The organism is Microvirga vignae, from assembly GCF_001017175.1.
Classification (GTDB): Bacteria; Pseudomonadota; Alphaproteobacteria; order Rhizobiales; family Beijerinckiaceae; genus Microvirga; species Microvirga vignae.
Genome location: NZ_LCYG01000008.1, coordinates 1 through 18,821, shown reverse-complemented (window position 1 = coordinate 18,821; position 18,821 = coordinate 1). Strand labels below are relative to the sequence as shown.

Sequence of the window (18,821 nt, the reverse complement as noted above, 5' to 3'; positions counted from 1 at the left end):
CGATGCTGATCGATCTGACTGGCAGAACCGCAATCGTCACCGGGGGCAGCGAAGGACTCGGCAAGGCGATTGCGGCCCGCTTCGCAAGGTCCGGCGCGAATGTGGTCGTGCTGGCCCGGCGCGAGAACGTGCTGGACGAGACCGTGCGGGACATTCGTCGGGACGCCGTCGGCCGAGTCGTGGGGCATGCCTGCGACGTGACTGACAGCGGCCGTGTGGACGAGGTTTTCGCCGCAATCGCCGCCGAGTTCGGCGCGGTCGACATCCTCGTCAACAACGCCGGCAGCTCGAACCGCTCTCCTTTCGAGGAACTCACCCGCGCCAGCATGATCGCCGACATGGACCTGAAGCTCTTCGCCGCCGTCGACCTCGCCCAGAAGGTCGTGCCAGGCATGAAGGAGCGGCGCTGGGGACGGATCATCAACGTGGTGAGCGCCAACGGGAAAGCTCCAAAGGCTGCCAGCGCTCCGACCACCCTGAGCCGGGCCGCTGGAATCACCCTGACGAAGGTCATGTCCCAGGAGCTCGCACCCTGGAACATCCTCGTCAACGCTCTCTGCGTCGGCGTCATCAAGAGCGGCCAATGGGAGCGTCGGCACAGGCGCGACGCACCCGACATGCCGTTCGAAAAGTATCTTGAGCCGCATGCGCGCCCGGTGCCGCTCGGACGGTTCGGGGAGCCCGAGGAGTTCGCCAATGTGGCCTGCTTCCTCGCATCGGATGCCGCATCATACGTGACCGGAACCGCAATCAACGTTGATGGCGGCCTGTGCCCGGTCACCTGAACATTCAACAAAAAGGGGACCATGTCGTCATGAATTTCGAGCTCACCAGCGAGCAGCGCAGCATCGTCGGCACTATTCGTGAGGTCACGCAGGGCGAGTTCAAGGGGCGAGCCCAGCGCTACATGGACGGCAGCTTCCCCTGGGAGAATATCCGCCGGCTCGCGGAACTCGGAGTCCTCGGTATGGCGGTGCCCGAGGAATACGGCGGCTCGGGCATGAACGTCTTCGACACGGCGCTGGTGCTCGAGGAGATCGCCAAGGGATGCTACGTCACCGCCATGGCGGTTCTGGGCGAAGTGGGATCTCAGACCCGGATCATTGCGACCTATGCGCCCGAAGCCTTCAAGCGGCGCATCCTGCCGGCCGTGTGCAGCGGCGACGCGATCCTGGCGATCTGCATGACCGAGCCGCACGCGGGCACGGACGTCGCCAACTATCGCACCAACACCACCATCAAGGGCGACCGGGCCATCGTGAAGGGCGTGAAGACGCTCATCAGCCGTGTGGATGAGGCGAGCGCCTTCGTGATCTTCAGCCGCATCGACAATCAGCCGGGGCGTGAGGGCATCGGCTGCGTTCTCGTCGAGAAGGGTACGCCGGGCCTCGAGATCACGGCCCGTTATCACACGATGGGCGGCGAGAATCTGGCGGAAGTGCAGTTCAACGATTGCGAAATCCCTCTCGAAAACGTGGTGATCCGGGAGGACGGCTTCCGCAGGCTTCTCTCCGCCTTCAACACGCAGCGCTGCCTCAATCCCAGCATCTCGCTCGGACTCGCCGAGGGCGCGTTCGAGGAATCGGTGCGCTATGTCCGGGAGCGCACGGCCTTCGGTCGGCGGATCGGCGATTTCCAGGGAATGCGCTGGAAGCTCGCGGAGATGTACCGCGACATCGAGGTCGGACGCAGCATCCTCTACCGGGCCTGTGCCAGCGCGAATCCATTCCCGGATCCGCACCAGGCTGCCGTCGCCAAGATGTACTGCAACGAGATGTCCATTCGCGTGACCAGCGAGGCGATCCAGGTCCATGGCGGATATGGCTTCACGGACGAGTACGCGGTGTCGAGACTCTATCGCGGGGCTCGTTATGGCACCCTCGGCGGCGGCACGACGGAAACGCTCAAGGATCTCGTCGGCAAGAAGATCATGGCTGATTTCGACGAGGTCGATGGCTTTCTTGGAATGGGGACGTTCTGATGAGCATTGAACACAGCAGCGCCGGAGACGTGACGCAGGCGTCGGCGGCACCGCGCGGTCAGGGTTATCCCTTCTCCGGTCTGGTGGTCCTCGACCTGTCCCACATTTACAATGGACCCTACGCCACCTTTCTCATGGCGATGGCCGGAGCCGAGGTCATCAAGATCGAGCCGCATGGCGGCGAGCACCTTCGGGTGCGTGCCGGCCTCGGTGGCGCCGCTTTGCCGTTCGCCATGCTGAACGGCAACAAGAAGTCGGTGACGCTCAATCTGAAGTCGGAGCGCGGACGCGAGCTTTTCCTTCAGATGGTCCGCTCGGCGGATGTGCTCGTGGAGAATTTCGCTCCCGGAGTGACGGAGCGTCTCGGCATCGGGCCCGAGGTGCTGCAGGCCGAGAATCCGCGCCTGATCTATGCCTCCAGCACCGGTTACGGGCGCTCGGGACCTTATCGTGATTATCCGGCCATGGACATCACCGTGCAGGCCATGTCCGGCATCATGAGCATCACCGGCTTTCCTGACAGTCCTCCGGTGAAGTCCGGTCCTGCGCTCTGCGACTTCTTCGCCGGCATCCATCTCTATGCCGGCATTGCCACGGCGCTCTACGAGCGGGAGAAGACCGGGAAGGGGCGTCTCGTCGAGGTTTCCATGCAGGAGGCCGTCTATGCGTCACTGAGCTCCAATCTTGCGCTCTACCACGGCAGCGGCGGCAAGGTGCCGGTGCGCACCGGCAACCGGCACGGGGGGCTGGCGGAGGCGCCTTACAATGTCTATCCGGCCAGCGACGGACACGTCGCCATCATCTGCAACAACAACCGTCACTTTCATGCGCTGCTGAATGCGATGGGTCGCGAGGACCTGAAGGACGATTCCCGTTTCCGGGATCTCAAGACGCGGGTGGCGCATATCGACGAGATCGATGCACTCGTCAGCGCGTGGACACAGCAATACACGAAGGCCGAGCTGGTCGAACGGCTTCTCGCCCATCGGGTTCCTCATGCGCCGGTGCGGGACCTGGGCGAGGTCGTCAACGATCCGCACATGCATGCGCGCCGCAGCCTGCAATGGATCAACCATCCGCAATACGGCCGCATCGTCGTGCAGAACAGCCCGATCCGGTACGAGGGAGTGCCGCCCATGCCTCTGGAGCCGAGCAGTCCGCTCGGAGCCCAGAACAGGGAGGTCTTCTGCGAGAGGCTGGGCCTGTCGGAACAGGAATTCGAAGACCTTCGCCGTGAGGGCGTGGTCTGATCCTGAAGTTCTAGCGCATCGTGCGGAAAAGTGGATCCGGTTTTCCGCCTCGAACGATGCGATGCTCTAACGACAAGTTCAATACGAAGGGACAGTGACCACCCGTCACCGTCCCTTCATCGTTATGCTCAAGACTCCAGAGGAGCGTCTGCGATCGCGAGGGGAGGCTGACCGGCGTCGGCAGCTTCCTTCTGGAGCGCCGCGACGTCGATGGCGTTGTAGGGGATGCCGGTACGCTTGCGCGTGGCTTCGAGGCGGGACTCCATTTCGCCCGGCATCAGGATCTCATCGAAACCTTCAGCCTTGGGGCAATCGTGGACGCGCTGCACGAGCGTATCCATCCGCTGGAGGAACTCCTCGCGCGTGACGAACAGGTCCGGCTTGATCGCGAGGAAGAAGTGACCGACGTCCTGGGGACGGTCGAACACTTCGAACTGGTTGGCGACGTCTCCTGCATAGGCGGCTCCGGACAGGACCCCGCCCAGAATGTCCATGAGCATGGAGAGGGCCGAGCCTTTGGGGCCGCCGATCGGCAGCACGACTCCGCCGTTGAGGGCCGCGTTGGGATCGGTCGTCGCACGACCATCGGCATCGAGGGCGTAGCCGAGGGGGATCTCCTGACCGAGTTTCGCCGCGCGCCGGATCTTGCCGCGGGCCGCGACAGCGGGCGACATGTCGAGAACGTACGGAGCCTCGGACCCGCTCGGCACGCCGGCCGCAAGAGGGCTTGTGCCGAGCAGTGCCTGACGGCCGCCCCAGGGCGGCATTGCCGGCGAGGCGTTGGTGAAGACGAGCGAGATGAAACTGGCCTCGACCGCCTGGAGCACATAGCAGGCGGCCATCCCGAAATGGGTGCTGCGTCGGGCCGAGACGAGGCCGATGCCGAACTCCCGCGCCATGTCGATTGCTTCCGCCATGGCGCGGGAGGCAACCACGAAGCCGAAGGCGTTCTGCCCGTCGAGAAGGCCCGCGACGGGCGTCACCTTCTGCAGAGAAAGCGACGGCTTCGCATTGATCAGTCCGCTGCGCACGCGCTTGAGGTAATGGGGAAGATATTGCAATCCATGGGTATCGACGCCGCGCAGGTCGGCCCTGACGAGGCAATCTGCGACTGTTCTCGCATCCTCCTCAGGCAGGCCATTGGCCACCAGAATGCGCGTAGCGAACGCTCTCGCATCATCGGCCTTCGCGTAGAACCGGCTCGGTAGCGGATTGAGTTGTGTGGCTGCTGCAGTCGTCATGGCATGTTTCTCTCTCGTCGATTCGGGCGCGGAACTCGGGTCCTAAAACCCGTAAAGGCGGGCAGGATTCTCGACGAGAACGCGTCTTGTCAGATCGGCGCTGCCCATCCAGGAATTGAGCCTGTTCAGGGCCAGCCCGTCGTCATCGGGATGGAACGGCTCGATGCGGTTCGGATCCCGTGCGATGCCGGGCCTTGCGCCGGGATGGGGCCAGTCACTCCCCCACAGGAGGCGTTCGGGGTTCGCCCTCGCCAGGATTTTCGCGATCTCGCCCGCATCCGCGTGGTCCGGCAGGTCGGAGATGCGGCGCGGCGCCGAGAGTTTCACATAGGCTTTCCCTGAGTGCATCAGAGACAGCAGAGCTGCGAAATGCGGCTGGTCCGGCCCCTTCGCGGCATTTGCCCGTGCGAAGTGATCGAAGACGACCGGCACGGGAAGATCACGGATGACATCGTGCAGGGCAGCGATGACACCGAGGTCGACATAGACCTGGACATGCCAGCCGAAGGGGGCCGCCTGCGCGGCGGTCTTTTCGAGATGGCTGCGGGCCGCAAGCGGGTCCGTCACGCCCACCGTCTCAAGGTTGACCCGGAGACCGCGGATGCCCGCCTCGTGCAGGTCGCGCAGTGTTTTCTCCGAAGCCCCTGCATCGACCACTGCAACACCTCGGGCCTTGCCGCCGAGATGATGCAGAGCGTCGAGCATGCAGGAATTGTCAGTCGAATAGGTACTCGGCTGCACGATCACGACACGATCCAGCCCGAGCGTCCGTTGGTGGGCGAGCAGATCTGCAAGAGGGGCGGGACCTGGCGTGTAAAGCCGGTCACGGGACAGCGGGAAGCGGTCGTCGGGGCCGAAGACATGGACATGGCAGTCGCAAGCGCCTGCCGGAACATCGAAGTCCGGCCGGGTATGCTCGATTCCGAGCACGGAGCCGGTTGCCGCGATTGATGCGTTCACGGCTGGAGTTCCGCAACCTGGCGTGCGCGCTGCGTCGCCGCGCCGAGCAGGAAGGCCAAATCCGTGCCCGTCGAGACGTACCTGGCTCCCATCCTCACGAAATCACCGACCAGATCCTGCCGTGAGGAGAGGCCTCCGACACCCGCATGCTTGCCGTGTTTGAGGCAGGCGGCGATGGTCCGCTCGTAGGCCTCGCGCACCTTCGGATGATCAAACTGGCCGGCCACGTCCATATCGGCCATCAGGTCGTTGGTGCCGATCAGGGCGAGGTCCACGCCCTCGACGGCCATGATCTCCTCCGCGTTCCGCACCGCCTCCGCGGACTCGAATTGCACGATGACCATGGTGGCCTCGTTCATGGCCGCAAAGGCCTGGGCGGCCGGGAAGGTGCGGAACTGGAGATGCGGCAATCCTCCCGAGACGCCGCGCTGTCCCAGAGGAGGAAATTTTGCGGCATTGACGATGGCGCGGGCTTCCTCGGCGGTTCTGACATCCGGCGCGATCACGCCCATTGCACCACCGTCCAGAGCGCGGGCAATGTATTCCGGCCGGTTGGTGGGAACCCGGACGAAGGGAGCGAGCCCAGCCTCGAGAGCCATCATGCAGATCTGGCCGGTGGTGTCGAAGTTGAAGCTAGAATGCTCGAGATCGACATAGATCGAGTCGAAGCCCGCGGTCTTCGCGATGCGGACGATCTCAACGCCTCGCACGAGCCGCGCCGTCATCGACGAGACCACTTGGCCCCGGGCCAGTTTGGTCCTGACATTGTTGTGTAGGATGCTTGCGAGATCTGCCGACATGCCACTCTCCCCGAGGCAGGTTTCATCATCGCAAGAAGTGAACCGCTGGCCGGAAATGGGTCCAATCATATCCTCGGGTGAATCTATAAACGGCTTTTATGTGGGTTGCGTCGGCGGTTTTACGCTGTCTAATTTGAAGGCCGTGCCGCCTTGCGGCATCACCGTTCCCGCATCACGAGAAATTATGTTGGCCGTTAAATTTCTTATTGGACTGTGATGGTCGCCGGGAGAAGACTTCCCGGAAGAAGCCGGAACCCATCAGAAGAATTCGCCCGGAGGGAGGATCGAAATGTCTCTTGAGACATTCAGCCTGCATCTGCGCACGGGACAGGAAGATCCGAAAGGGGCCCGACCGGCGTGTTCCCGGAAAGAGACTTCCGCCTGATCGAAGCCGAAGCGGCCGTGCGCCGGGACATGCGGTCGTCGCAGAGATCCGTCAAGAGAAAGACAACAGGGAGAGAAAGATGATACGCCGCCGTGAACTGATCCTTGGAGCCCTGACCCTTCCGGCGCTGTCCAAAACCTCCCTCGCTCAGGAAGCGTCGAAGATTACCATCGTCATGCAGCACGGGCTGCCGTATCTGCCGTTGATGGTGATGAACAGCATGAAGCTCGTCGAGAAGAACGCCGCGAAGGCGGGCCTTGCCGACATCGATGTCGATTATCGGATTCTGGGTGGGACCTCATCGCTGATCGACGCGCTCATCAGCGGTCAGATGCATTTCGGCGTTACCGGTGTCCCCGGCCTGGCCACGCTGTGGGACAAGACCGTCGGTACCGCCCACGAGGTCCGGGCCCTGTGCGCAGCGCAGTCGATGCCTTACATCCTGGTCACGAACAATCCCGCCGTGAAGTCGATCAGGGATTTCACCGCCAAGGACAAGATCGCTGTCCCGAGTATCAAGGTCTCGGCGCAAGCCGTGTGCCTGCAGATGGCAGCCGCGAAGGAATGGGGCCAGGACCAATACGCGAGGCTCGATCCGCTGACGATCACCCGCTCGCATCCGGATGCCGCGACGGCGGTCATGTCGAAGTCGAGCGAGATCACCAGCCATTATGCGGCAGCACCCTTCTATTATTATGAGCTCGACACCCCGGGCATCCACAAGGTGCTCAGCTCCTACGACACGCTGGGCGGAGCGACGACGAACGGCGTCGTGCTGACGTCGAAAAAGTTCTGCGAGGCCAATCCCAAGATAACAGCCGCCGTGTACGCGGCCTTCACGGAGGCGAATGCCTTCATCAATGCGAACCATGACGCGGCGGCGGAACTCTACATCAAGACGACGGGTGAGAAGCGCGCGACGAGGGACGAGATCGTCAAGATGATCGCCGACAAGGACAATGTCTGGACGACGGTGCCGCAGAACTGCATGAAGTTCGTCGATTTCATGCGCTCCGTCGGGACGGTCAAGAAGACGCCGTCGTCCTGGAAAGACTTGTTCATGCCCAACGCCCACGAGCTGGCAGGAACCTAGGGCAGGGGCTCCCAAGCCTCGGAGAGGCAGGGGCTCCTAAACCTCGGAGAGATTGTCCTCGGCTTGAACGCGCGGTCTTTTCTTTGCTGTGCCGCATTTTTCGGCGAACCGGATCCGCTTCGCCGAAAAATGCTCTAAACCTCAGGTGCTGCCGAGCTGGACAAAGTTGTAGACCGCAAGGGCGCTCACGACCAGGGCCACAAGGCCCATTAGCACCTTCTGCGGCAGAACGCGGCTGAACCATCCGGCAAACGGGGCCGCAAGCGCGCCGCCGATGATCAAGCCCAGAACCACCCGCCCGTAGGTTGTAAGTTCCAACGCCATGACAAACGTCGCCGAGATCGCCGCCGTGACCACGAACTCCGCAAGGCTGACCGAGCCGATGCTGATCCGGGGCGTCTCCCCTCGGGCAATCAGGGTGGAGTTGACGATGGACCCCCAGCCACCCCCGCCAATCGCATCCAGGAAGCCTCCCACCAAGCCAATCGGCAGCGTTCCCCTGACCTTCTTCCGTTCGACGTCGCCGCGGATAACCCGCAGAAGGATCAGGAGGGCCATCCCAAACAGATAGAGGGTGACGAACACCTTCATCGGCTTTTCGGGCAACTCGGTCAGGATGTAAGCTCCGATTACACCTCCCATGACCCCTGCTGCAGCGAGGCGACGGAACGTGCGCCAGTCCACGTTCTGGTGCCAGACATGGGATGCGCCTGCCAGACCCGTGGTCACCACCTCTGCCGCATGGACGCTGGCGCTGGAGATTGCGGGGGGTGCTCCCGCGGCCAGCAGGGCCGACGTCGCGATCAGTCCGTAGGCCATGCCCAATGCGCCATCCACGAGCTGGGCACCGAAGCCGAGCACAACATAAAACGCGAGCTCGCCTGAGATCATGGGCTGCTCCTCGGACTGCGACGCCAACGAGCGATCGTTCGCGTGGTTCCAGCCAACCCGGGGGCGGGCCGGAATTGCTCATGAGATCGCACCGATCCGAACAGCTTCCATCATGGGCACGTAGAGCCAGTGCCTACAGGAGGTGATCACGAGTCCCGAACAAGTGCTATAATGCCTTCGCCTTAGGGCGTTCGTGAGCAGGACGGCCCTTCGATGACTTGTGCCGCCTGAACGCGGTCTAGGGCATGGGAGAGAGCCATGCTGTCAACAAACGATCAACGCGCCACCTCGGCTTCGACGCCGACCATTGCGCCGCCTGTTTTTCCGAGCACCTCGACTGAGTTCATCACCGTCATGGCGCATTACCACCGCGCTGAGATTGCTCGAATGGCGGGCTGGCGAGACCGGATTGACCGTACGACCAATTGGGCCATCACGGTCGTGGCTGCCATGCTGTCGCTCTCGCTTTCGACGCCGACTGCGCACCATGGTGTTCTGCTGTTTGCCATGATCCTGGTTTTGCTGCTGTTGGTGATCGAAGCGCGGCGCTACCGCTTCTTCGATGTCTACCGCAATCGCGTGCGTCGGATAGAGCGGAACTACTTTGCCCAGATTTTTTCGCCCGAGGAAGGAACAACGGACGATTGGATCTTTCGGCTCGGTGATGACTTGAGGAAGCCCCTGTTTCTGATTGGTTCAAGCCAAGCTATCTCACGTCGTCTCCGCCGCAATTATTGCTGGATGTTCCTGATCCTGCTGCTCGCCTGGCTGGTGAAGACCACTTTCATTCGCATGCAGGAGAGCGCAGCGGAGGCTCACCTAGTTACATCCGTCGGGGAATGGGTGCGCAATGCAGCAGTCGGGCCAGTGCCGGGCTGGGCAGTGGTCGTGAGCATCGTCATCTTCTATAGCTGGATCCTCTATGCCTCGCTGCGCCAACCCAAGGGTGAGGGCGAACTTGCCTTCGGCAATGTGCACGTCTGAGGCAGCCATCAAGAGGATAGCCGTCTGGTCATCGCCACCTCGCGCCATTCGGTCAGATTTGATGGCGTCGGATCGGGCTGCGATCCTGCTTCCAATTGAGCGCACGCACGCTCTTGCGGATTGTCTTTCAATCCCCATATCAGGTTGACCCAGCGGACATTGTTGTGGACTTCGAGACCGGCGGGCGTCACCGCCAGCTTCGATGAGACCGTGTCAGGACGGATGGACTCCGGCCCGGTCTGTTCCTGCGCTTGCCTGACGATGCAGGCGCCCGTCTGGACCCCGATCAGCCCAGGCCCGTAGCTGGCGCGGCAGGAGATGCGACGCATCCCGCCCGTTCGCCCCGGAGCCTGGGCTTTTTGATGAAGCGGCGGCTCAGAGCCAGCGGCAGGCAACCCTTCCCGACCGGTAAATGTTGACGATTCGAACCTGACGGGAGGGCATGATGGCGGAGGCCGTCGCGGATTTCATTTGGCAGCGCTTGCACGCATGGGGTGTGCGTCGGGTCTATGGCTACCCGGGAGACGGGATCGGCGGCCTGATCAGTGCTCTTGCGAGACTGGACGGCGCTATCGACTTCGTCCAGGCCCGGCACGAGGAGATGGCAGGTCTCATGGCTTGCGCCCACGCCAAGTTCACGGGCGAAGTCGGCATCTGCATCGGAACATCCGGCCCAGGCGCGATCCACCTTCTGAACGGTCTCTATGATGCCAAGCTGGACCATCAGCCGGTGCTCGCCCTTGTGGGGCAGCAGGCTCGAACGGCGATCGGGTCTCACTACCAGCAGGATCTCGATCTCCAGTCCCTCTTCAAGGATGTGGCTGGCGCCTATGTGGAGACGGCTTCGACGCCTGCCCAGGTGCGGCATCTGATCGACCGGGCCTACCGCATCGCAAAGGGTGAGCGTCGGGTCACCTGCATCATCCTTCCCAACGATCTTCAGCTGGCTTCCATGGAGCAGCCTGCGCACGAGCATGGCATGACCCACTCAGGGGTTGGCGTTGAACTATCGCCCGTCGTCCCCGATGCGGCGGCCTTGGCCCGCGCCGCGGAGGTGCTCAACGCAGGCGAACGGGTCGCCATTCTGGTCGGAGCGGGCGCACTTCAGGCGACGGACGAAGTCGTGGCCGTCGCGGAGCGGCTTGGGGCCGGAGTGGCCAAGGCCCTTCTCGGGAAGGCTGCCGTGCCGGATGACCTTCCCTTCTGCACGGGATCGATCGGTCTTCTGGGAACGAGGGCCAGCTGGGATCTCATGCAGGATTGCGACACTCTCCTCATGGTGGGATCGAGCTTTCCTTACACGGAGTTCCTGCCGAAGGAGGGGAAGGCCCGAGGGGTCCAGATCGACAGGAATGCAGGCATGCTGGGGTTGCGGTATCCGATGGAGGTCAACCTCCTGGGGGATTCCGCCGCAACGCTGGCGGCGCTCCTGCCGCTGCTCAATGAAAAGCAGGATCGGTCCTGGCGGGAGACGATTGAGGCCGGCGTTGCCGCTTCGCAGGAGGAGATCCGCGGAATGGCCCTGGCTCCCGCAGAGCCGGTCAATCCGCAGCGGGTTGCGCTGGAGCTTTCGCAACGCTTGCCGGACGGCTGCATCGTGACGGCGGACAGCGGCACCACGACGGTCTGGTATGCGCGAAATCTCCATTTCCGGCGCGGGATGATGGGCTCGGTCTCAGGAACCCTTGCGACGATGGGATGCGCCGTGCCCTATGCGATCGCGGCAAAGTTCGCTCATCCTGACCGTCCCGTGATCGCCCTCGTGGGCGACGGTGCGATGCAGATGAACGGCCTGACCGAACTCATCACGATCTCGAAATACTGGGAGCGGTGGGTCGATCCTCGTCTGGTTGTCATGGTGCTGAACAATCGCGACCTCGCCTATGTGACATGGGAGGAGCGCGTCCAGACGGGCGATCCGAAATGGGAGCCGTCGCAGGCGCTTCCTGACGTGCCGTATGCTGAATTCGCGCGATCAATCGGGCTCGGCGGGATCAGGGTCGAAGATCCCGAGCAGGTTGGCGCTGCATGGGAGACCGCTCTTGCCGCCGACAGGCCGTTCGTGCTCGACATGGTGACGGATCCGAACGTGCCGCCGCTGCCACCACATATCACGTTGAAGCAGGCCCGCCACTTCATGGGAGCACTCGCCCAGGGAGACCCGGAGAGCGGAAGTGTGATCGTCGATACCGCCAGGAGCCTCGTCGGATCGATCCTGCCATCAAAGGAGTGAGACTTAAATTCCTTGTGTCGGCTGCGTGTCGATGGAACCCGCCAAGTGATCGCTTCTTTTACTGACAGGTATCCTTACGAGATCAAGGGGCGGCAGTGTTTGAAGAGTTTCGCCGGACTGACCCAATGGCACCTGCGACAGGACACAAGTTCACCAGGAACAATCCGGTTGTCGTCGTCACTGGAGCATCTGCAGGGGTCGGTCGCGCGGTGGCTGTTGCATTCGGGCGGGACGGCTGGCGGGTCGCTCTGATCGCCCGTGGGCGAGAACGCCTCGCGAGCGCAGCCCGGGAGGTTGAGCAGGCGGGCGGCCAAGCGCTTGTCATTGCAGCCGACGTCGCTGACGCGAGCGCGATCGAGAGCGCAGCTTCGCAGGTGGTCTCCACGTGGGGACGCATCGACATCTGGATCAACAATGCCATGGCGTCGGTCTTCGCTCCTGCGACAGACCTGACCCCTGATGAGATTCGCCGGGTGACGGATGTCACGTATCTGGGACAGGTCCATGGCACCCTGGCGGCTCTCCGTCATATGCGAGAGAAGAATAAGGGGACCATCGTTCAGATCGGGTCGGCGCTCAGTTACCGTTCGATTCCATTGCAGTCGGCCTATTGCGCGGCGAAATTCGCTGTGCGCGGCTTCACCGATTCGTTGCGGAGCGAGTTGCAGCACGAGGGCAGCCGCGTTCGTCTCACGATGGTGCAGCTTCCCGCCGTCGATACCCCGCAATTCGATTGGGCCCGCAGTCACTTGCCCCGCGGACTGCAGCCTGTGGGGCCGATTCACGAGCCGGAGCCTGTGGCCGAGGCGATCATGCGGGCAGCATTGGAGGCGCCGCGCGAGATGTGGATCGGCAGCCCCACGATCCAGGCGATCCTTGGAACCATGGTGGCGCCGGGATTTCTCGACCGCATGATGGCGCGTCGAGCCTGGGAAGGGCAGATGACCGATGAGCCGGCAATGCCTCGCGACGGTAACCTGTTCGACGCGCCGCCCGGCGATCCGGGAGCCCGTGGACGCTTCGGCTCGCGCTCACGCCAGCATGTGATTTCGGTCTCAGGCACGACGATGCGCGGCATCCTCGCGGCGGTTGCCCTCGGCTGCGTCGCCGGTGCCATGACGATCGCATGGCGTGTGGGCACGAAAAGAACTGTGACGCGCCCGCGCCGTCTGCCCGAACGGGAGCGCGCCGCCCGCATGATCGGCTAGAGCATCGAACCCAGAAGTGGGACGCACTTTTGGGACCCATCCGATGCTTCTTTCTTATAGAGAGCGCATCGCTAATGCGGAAAACCGGGTCCACTTTTCCGCACGATGCGCTAGAGCATTTTCCGGCGAAGTGGATCCGGTTCGCCTCAGAAAATGCGGCAGAACAATGAGGAGAGCCGATTCCACGTAAGGGGAAACGGCTCTAGGTGGTTCAAGATGCTCGACCTCTGGTACAAAAACGCCGTCGTCTATTGCGTCGATGTCGAAACCTTCATGGATTCGAACGGCGACGGTATCGGCGACTTCGGGGGTCTTGCTGACCGTCTCGATCACGTCGAGGCTCTGGGCGCGACCTGCATCTGGCTCCTGCCTTTCTATCCGACGCCGAACCGCGACAACGGCTACGACATCACGGATTTCTACGGCGTCGATCCGAGGCTCGGCACCCTCGGCGATTTCGTTGCGTTCACGCATGCTGCCCATGACCGGGGCCTCAGGGTCATCATCGATCTCGTGGCGAACCACACCTCGATCGAACATCCATGGTTCCAGGAGGCTCGCCGCGACCCGAACTCGCGTTATCGCGATTGGTACGTCTGGTCGAAGGAAAAGCCCAAGGACATCCATGAGGGCGTTGTGTTTCCCGGCGTGCAGGACACGACCTGGAGTTACGACGACGTCGCCCAGGCGTGGTACATGCATCGCTTCTACAAGCACCAAGCCGATCTCAACATCGCCAATCCGGAGGTGCGTGAGGAACTTGAAAAGGTGATGGGCTTCTGGCTGCAACTCGGTGTTTCCGGGTTCCGGCTCGATGCCGTTCCTTTTCTGATCGAGTATCGCGGTGTCCCGGCAGACGAGAGGCCGAAAGACGATCCTCACCAATATCTCAATGAATTGCGGAGTTTCGTTTCCTGGCGCCGCGCACAGGCCATGCTGCTGGCAGAAGCCAACATCACCATGGATCAGGTGGACGAGTATTTCGGGCCAACAGGTGACCGCCTGCATATGATCTTCAACTTCATGTTGAACCAGCACCTGTTTCTGTCGCTGGCGCGCAAGGATGCCGAGCCGATCCGCCGCGTGATGGCGCAGACGCCAGCCATTCCTCTGAAGAGCCAATGGGCGAGTTTCCTGCGCAATCATGACGAGATCGATCTTGGCCGACTGCCGGATGCGGAGCGAGGCGAGGTCTTCTCAGCCTTTGGTCCCGCACCTGAAATGCAGGCCTATAAGCGCGGCATCCGACGACGTCTTGCCCCCATGCTCGGCGGCGACGAACAGCGGCTTAAACAGGCCTTCAGCCTCATGTTCGCCCTGCCGGGGACGCCAGTGCTCTGGTACGGCGACGAGATCGGGATGGGAGACGATCTTTCTCTTCCGGAGCGCAACTCGGTCAGGACGCCGATGCAATGGGCTGATGAGCGGAATGCAGGATTCTCGACCGCGCCGGCGGAGCATCTCGTGCGGCCCGTCGTCTCGGACGGGGCGTTCGACTACCGGAACGTCAACGTTGCGGCCCAGCGCGATCTTGATGGTTCGCTGATGAGCACATTGCAGCATCTCATCCGCACGCGGCGTGCGTGCCCCGAAATCGGGTGGGGCAGGTGCCAGGTGCTCGAGACAACAGAGACGAGTGCGCTTGCGTTGCGATACGACTGGCGTGGAGAGACCATCCTCATTGTCCATAATCTTGCAGATCGTGCTGTCGAAGTGCAGGTCTCGCTCGACGAAGTCAGCCGCTTGCGGCCACTTTTCTGCAATGAAGACGACCGGACCATGCGGGATGCCTCCGAGCCGATCCGCCTCAGCGCCTATGGCTATCGGTGGTTCCGCGCACAGGGTGAGCGGCGATAAAGCATTTTTCGGCGAAGTGGATCCGGTTCGCCGTTCAAAAATGCGGCAGAGCAAAGAAGAGAGCTGATTCCATGTCCGTGGAAACAGCTCTAGATGTAAGACAGCGCCGCTTTCGTGATCGGAGAGAACTCCTGTTTCGTCTCTCCCATGGGTCAAATCACGCGGTGGGTTGTGGAGTTGTCGGCGTGACAGGGATCTCCGGGGGATTGGTCGGAGGCACGCCAACGGGCTCTCCGGGAGGTGGAATATCTCCAGGTGCCATCGGCGGCACTCCGACAGGCTCGGGCTGCGGCGTCTCAGGCGGCGCGGGCGGACTGACGGGAGCGGGATTAGGGTCGGCTGGCGTCGGCTCCGGGTAGGGCTGGTTCGGCAGAGGAATTGGCATACGAATGGCGCTCCGACTGGCTCTCTCGGATGGGCAATCCCCAGCACAGGATCGAGTTCCCGCTCGGGATTCAGGATGTCAGGGCTTGCCAAACCCCGAGGCGCGCAAAGTCAGGTTTCCCGATCGGGGGTCCTGCATGAAGAACAATCCGCCCTCGCGGGCTGATTGCCCGGGGATGTAGTCGAGGATCACGCTGCTGACTTCAGGCGGACGGCTGCCAACGGCCAGCGTTCCTTCGATCCGGACTTGGGCCGCAGCCGCTCCACCTGCGTTCCGAGCCTGGAACATCACACGGTAGCCGCCCGCAACCGGATCGACATCGGTGGTCTCGACCGTAATCACCGGTGGCGAGGTGGCATCGTTCAGCGCCTGCCATCCGATGAAGCCGAACATGCAGACGGCCAGCAGCAGCCCGGCACCCGCGGCAATCCATTCGAGCCAGGGCGTATGTTGGTCAGCGTCCGAATGATGCCCATTCTGGTGCATGCTGTCGCTCTTCATCGCCCGCCTCATATCACCAGTCGGGCCATCGCAGCGCCCAGAGAGGCCGGGAACCCGAGCACGACGACCATGCTCGCGATCTCGGCAGGCGCCACACCGTCCGTGCGGCCGAAGGTCCAGAGCACGTACAAACTGACCAGAAGGGCAATTCCGTACCCGGCCACGGTGAAGTGGAGAAAGGTCGGCAGAAATGTTCCTCCTTCAGGTCGGCTCTCCTGACCCGAGAACCCGACCGCATAGACGAAGACGTGCAGCAGGAAGATGGAGGCTCCGCCAAGGGCCAAGGCGTGCAAGGGCGACATCTGGAAGGCGATCAGGATCATTTCCTCGGTCGGCGCCACGTTGAAAGCCAGGAACAAGGCACCGGCCATCATCAGGAAAAGCTCCCCGCCATAGCCGGCCTCCCGCTTACGGTCCTCCTCGGATCGAGTGTCCTGTTCCGCCCCCAACTGCTTGCGCCCGAGCATGGCGCCGATGCTGGCCGGTACACTCTGCAGAGCAACCTTTCCGACAATTTCGTTCCAGGTCATGTCGAGGGTGATCACGGCCAGCAGGGTGAGCATGAGCGCTGACGTCACCAGGCCGACTCCGAAGGCGGCGAGGGCATCCATCACGTCCTCCTTCCAGCTGAACGTCTTCTCGAAACCCGCGAAGTAGGACAGACCGACCAGGATGGCGAAGTTGAGAGCCATGAACAGGAGAAGCCGGCCCCGGCCCATGGAAAAGCCGAGCCACCACATCTCCATGGTCATCAGAAGCGGAATGGCAAAAAGGACGGCGCCGCCAAAGGCACGGCCGAGGCCGATGGCATAATCCTTGTTCGTTTCCAGAAGACTATCGTCTCGCGCCATCTCATGAACCCGCGATCGTCACCATCTCGGACGAAGCTTGGCCGTGTGAGGAGAACCCATACATTCAAACTAGGTTCCAGCTTCGGCTGCGTCACACAGAGGCGCGCCTCATGATGAAGTCCGGCCAAGAAGAGGGGCTCAATGGCAGAGGGGAGGGGCGTTCTACTGGTGGCGCCTCTTCGAACTGTTCGGAGTTGCCGGGTACCGTGTGGACAACTCTCACCCTTGAAGCGCGATGATGAGCCCCTCATCGGACCTCAGGTGGACCTGCGCTCCAGTCGTTTCCCCGCCTTGATCCAGGCCGGTCGACAGCAGCACCCGTCCTGTCGCCCCATCGGGCAGCAGGAAGGTGTGCGGCTTTTCCCCGAGGTTCAGCGCCACCAGAAGGCGCTCCGCCTTGTGCTGCCGCTCATAGGCCAGGACATCGCCTTCCGTCGGAATTGGCTTGTAGCGGCCGATGCTGAGGGCCATGTGCTGCCGCCGCAACTCGATCAGGCGCCGATAAAGCATCAGGATGGAGGTCGGCTCATTCCGAAGCCCCTCCACATGGCACGAGGGGTAGCGCGGATCGAGCGGAAGCCAGGGCCTGCCGCGCGTGAAACCGCTTTGAGCCGAGCCGTCCCAATGCATCGGGGTTCTTTGCGGATCGCGCCCCAATCCAAGGCCCGGTTCGTTCTTCTCCCAGGGATCCTGAACCGCCTCCGGTGGAATCTCGACTTTGCCGATCCCGATCTCATCGCCGTAATACATGGTCGGCGTGCCCCTGAGAGTCAGAAGCAGCATGGCGGCCACCCGTGCCTGCCGTGGGCCGACCCGAGCGCCGATACGCGGTTGGTCGTGGTTGCCGAGGACCCAGTTCGGCCAGCCGCCTTCGGGCAGCGCGTCCTCATATTCGTTGATCAGGGCCGCGATCTGGCGCGCATTCCAAGCCGTATGAATGAGCTGGAAGTTGAATGGCAGATGGGCTCCTGAGAGGTTCTGTCCGTAATAGGTCACGAGACGTTCGAGCGGGAGGTAGATTTCCCCGATGAGCACCCGTTCTGGATATTCCTCGAGCACGCGTCGCATTTCGCTGACGACCTCATGCACCTCCGGCTGGTCGGCTGAATAGACCTGGAGGAAACGGTTGATCTCGGCCTGGTTCGGCTGAAAGCCGAGGTTCGGCGGGTTGTCCCGGAACTCGGCATCCTTGATCAGATGCCAGATCACATCGACACGGAAGCCATCGACGCCGCGGTTCAGCCAGAAGCGCAGAGCATCGTACATGGCCTTGCGCACTTCGGGGTTGCGCCAGTTGAGATCGGGCTGCTCCTTCAGGAAGGCATTATAGTAATACTGCTCCGTGGCTTCGTCCCACTCCCATGCAGATCCGCCGAAATTGCTGATCCAATTATTGGGCAGGCCTCCATCCGGAGCGGGATCGCGCCAGATGTACCAGTCACGCTTCGGGTTGGCCCGCGACGAGCGGCTCTCCTGAAACCAAGGATGCTGATCCGAGGTATGGTTGGGGACGAAGTCCAGAATAAGCTTGAGCCCTTTGGCATGGGCCTCTTCGATGAGGTGGTCGAAATCCTCAAGGGTGCCGAAAATCGGGTCGATGCCGCAGTAATCGGCGACGTCATAGCCAAAGTCGGCCATCGGCGAGATGTAGATCGGCGAGATCCAGAGTGCATCGATTCCGAACCACATGAGATAATCGAGACGCTGACGAATACCCTTCAGGTCGCCAATCCCATCACCGTTACTGTCCTGGAACGAGCGAGGATAGATCTGATAGACGATGCCGCGTTTCCACCATGTGGTCTCAGGCATAAGGGTGGCTCCACTGCTTGGAAGAAGGTCCGCCGGAGAGGCAACGAAAGGCGAATTCGCCAGGCACCGATCTGTTCCTGTCACTCGAGGCGGTTGAGTGAGGACGAACGGGCTCGGATGCGCCTGAGACCAGACATCTTTGCAGCTACTCAGCTTAGAGCTGCCCGAACTGCCAGTGCTCAAGATTGAGGCGATGGAGCTGATCCGCTCGCTGATCGAGAAGGTCGAGCTGACACCGAGGAGGCGAGGGGCCCGATGGCGATGTGCGCTACGGGAACAGCAAGCACCGCAGCTCCGGACGCGACGCAGCCGTCGGAGCGGATGGCGAACAGCAAAAGCGCTCTGCGCGATTGGCGTTGGCGCGCTCTCATCATCTGCGGGATCGCGGA

General features: G+C 62.2%; 16 protein-coding genes. 8 read left to right on the top strand and 8 right to left on the bottom strand.

Going from position 1 to position 18,821, the window contains the following annotated elements:
• Positions 1–2: 2 nt before the first annotated feature.
• The 3 genes from AA309_RS02380 to AA309_RS02370 are packed head-to-tail and all read left to right on the top strand — an operon-like array spanning position 3 to position 3,231.
• Entirely contained in the window at positions 3–785 is a 783-nt protein-coding gene (locus AA309_RS02380; protein ID WP_047187385.1) for an SDR family NAD(P)-dependent oxidoreductase, read from the top strand.
• Positions 786–814: 29 nt separating this feature from the next.
• Entirely contained in the window at positions 815–1,981 is a 1,167-nt protein-coding gene (locus AA309_RS02375) for an acyl-CoA dehydrogenase family protein (protein ID WP_047187405.1), read from the top strand.
• Positions 1,981–3,231, top strand: coding sequence for a CaiB/BaiF CoA transferase family protein (locus AA309_RS02370; RefSeq protein WP_084730810.1), 1,251 nt, complete (start codon positions 1,981–1,983; stop codon positions 3,229–3,231). Before AA309_RS02375 ends, AA309_RS02370 begins: the two co-directional genes overlap by 1 nt.
• Before the next feature lie 128 nt (positions 3,232–3,359).
• On the opposite strand, the gene AA309_RS02365 is transcribed toward AA309_RS02370, so the two are convergent.
• Genes AA309_RS02365 through AA309_RS02355 form a run of 3 tightly spaced genes read right to left on the bottom strand, consistent with a single transcriptional unit; the run spans position 3,360 to position 6,232 of the window.
• Entirely contained in the window at positions 3,360–4,472 is a 1,113-nt protein-coding gene (locus tag AA309_RS02365) for an Ldh family oxidoreductase (RefSeq protein WP_052954437.1), read from the bottom strand.
• Positions 4,473–4,514: 42 nt separating this feature from the next.
• Complete coding sequence (locus AA309_RS02360) at positions 4,515–5,432, bottom strand: amidohydrolase family protein (protein ID WP_200901927.1); 918 nt, start codon at positions 5,430–5,432, stop codon at positions 4,515–4,517.
• Positions 5,429–6,232 carry an HpcH/HpaI aldolase family protein gene (locus tag AA309_RS02355; protein WP_047187384.1) on the bottom strand — a complete coding sequence of 268 codons (804 nt, stop codon included), beginning with the start codon at positions 6,230–6,232 and terminating at the stop codon, positions 5,429–5,431. Before AA309_RS02355 ends, AA309_RS02360 begins: the two co-directional genes overlap by 4 nt.
• 464 nt (positions 6,233–6,696) lie before the next feature.
• Here AA309_RS02355 and AA309_RS02350 point away from each other — a divergent pair, with 464 nt between their 5' ends.
• Positions 6,697–7,710 carry an ABC transporter substrate-binding protein gene (locus tag AA309_RS02350; RefSeq protein WP_052954436.1) on the top strand — a complete coding sequence of 338 codons (1,014 nt, stop codon included), beginning with the start codon at positions 6,697–6,699 and terminating at the stop codon, positions 7,708–7,710.
• Between the two features lie 141 nt (positions 7,711–7,851).
• Here the strand turns inward: AA309_RS02350 and AA309_RS02345 are convergent, their stop codons facing one another.
• The gene (locus AA309_RS02345) at positions 7,852–8,601 is read right to left on the bottom strand and encodes a sulfite exporter TauE/SafE family protein (RefSeq protein ID WP_047187383.1); all 750 of its coding nucleotides are present in this window, start codon (positions 8,599–8,601) and stop codon (positions 7,852–7,854) included.
• A gap of 258 nt (positions 8,602–8,859) precedes the next feature.
• On the opposite strand from AA309_RS02345, the gene AA309_RS02340 reads away from it, so the two are divergent.
• On the top strand, positions 8,860–9,585 hold the full coding sequence (locus tag AA309_RS02340) for a DUF2270 domain-containing protein (RefSeq protein WP_052954435.1): 726 nt from the start codon (positions 8,860–8,862) through the stop codon (positions 9,583–9,585).
• An 8-nt stretch (positions 9,586–9,593) separates the two neighbouring features.
• Here AA309_RS02340 and AA309_RS02335 read toward each other — a convergent pair whose 3' ends face one another.
• Positions 9,594–9,914 (bottom strand): hypothetical protein, encoded by a 321-nt coding sequence (locus tag AA309_RS02335; protein WP_047187382.1) that lies wholly within the window; start codon positions 9,912–9,914, stop codon positions 9,594–9,596.
• Between the two features lie 116 nt (positions 9,915–10,030).
• On the opposite strand from AA309_RS02335, the gene AA309_RS02330 reads away from it, so the two are divergent.
• The 3 genes from AA309_RS02330 to AA309_RS02320 all read left to right on the top strand — a co-directional run bounded on the left by AA309_RS02330 (position 10,031) and on the right by AA309_RS02320 (position 14,883).
• Positions 10,031–11,818 carry a thiamine pyrophosphate-requiring protein gene (locus tag AA309_RS02330; RefSeq protein ID WP_047187381.1) on the top strand — a complete coding sequence of 596 codons (1,788 nt, stop codon included), beginning with the start codon at positions 10,031–10,033 and terminating at the stop codon, positions 11,816–11,818.
• Positions 11,819–11,943: 125 nt separating this feature from the next.
• Positions 11,944–13,026, top strand: coding sequence for an SDR family oxidoreductase (locus tag AA309_RS02325; protein ID WP_047187380.1), 1,083 nt, complete (start codon positions 11,944–11,946; stop codon positions 13,024–13,026).
• A gap of 216 nt (positions 13,027–13,242) precedes the next feature.
• On the top strand, positions 13,243–14,883 hold the full coding sequence (locus AA309_RS02320; RefSeq protein WP_047187379.1) for an alpha-amylase family protein: 1,641 nt from the start codon (positions 13,243–13,245) through the stop codon (positions 14,881–14,883).
• A 463-nt stretch (positions 14,884–15,346) separates the two neighbouring features.
• Here AA309_RS02320 and AA309_RS31595 read toward each other — a convergent pair whose 3' ends face one another.
• The 3 genes from AA309_RS31595 to AA309_RS02305 form a co-directional block, all read right to left on the bottom strand.
• Positions 15,347–15,769 (bottom strand): TIGR02588 family protein, encoded by a 423-nt coding sequence (locus AA309_RS31595; protein ID WP_052954434.1) that lies wholly within the window; start codon positions 15,767–15,769, stop codon positions 15,347–15,349.
• A gap of 8 nt (positions 15,770–15,777) precedes the next feature.
• The gene (locus tag AA309_RS02310; protein ID WP_047187378.1) at positions 15,778–16,620 is read right to left on the bottom strand and encodes a TIGR02587 family membrane protein; all 843 of its coding nucleotides are present in this window, start codon (positions 16,618–16,620) and stop codon (positions 15,778–15,780) included.
• A gap of 219 nt (positions 16,621–16,839) precedes the next feature.
• Positions 16,840–18,432: an alpha-amylase family glycosyl hydrolase gene (locus AA309_RS02305; protein ID WP_047187377.1), complete on the bottom strand. Its 1,593-nt coding sequence runs from the start codon at positions 18,430–18,432 to the stop codon at positions 16,840–16,842.
• Positions 18,433–18,821: the final 389 nt, after the last annotated feature.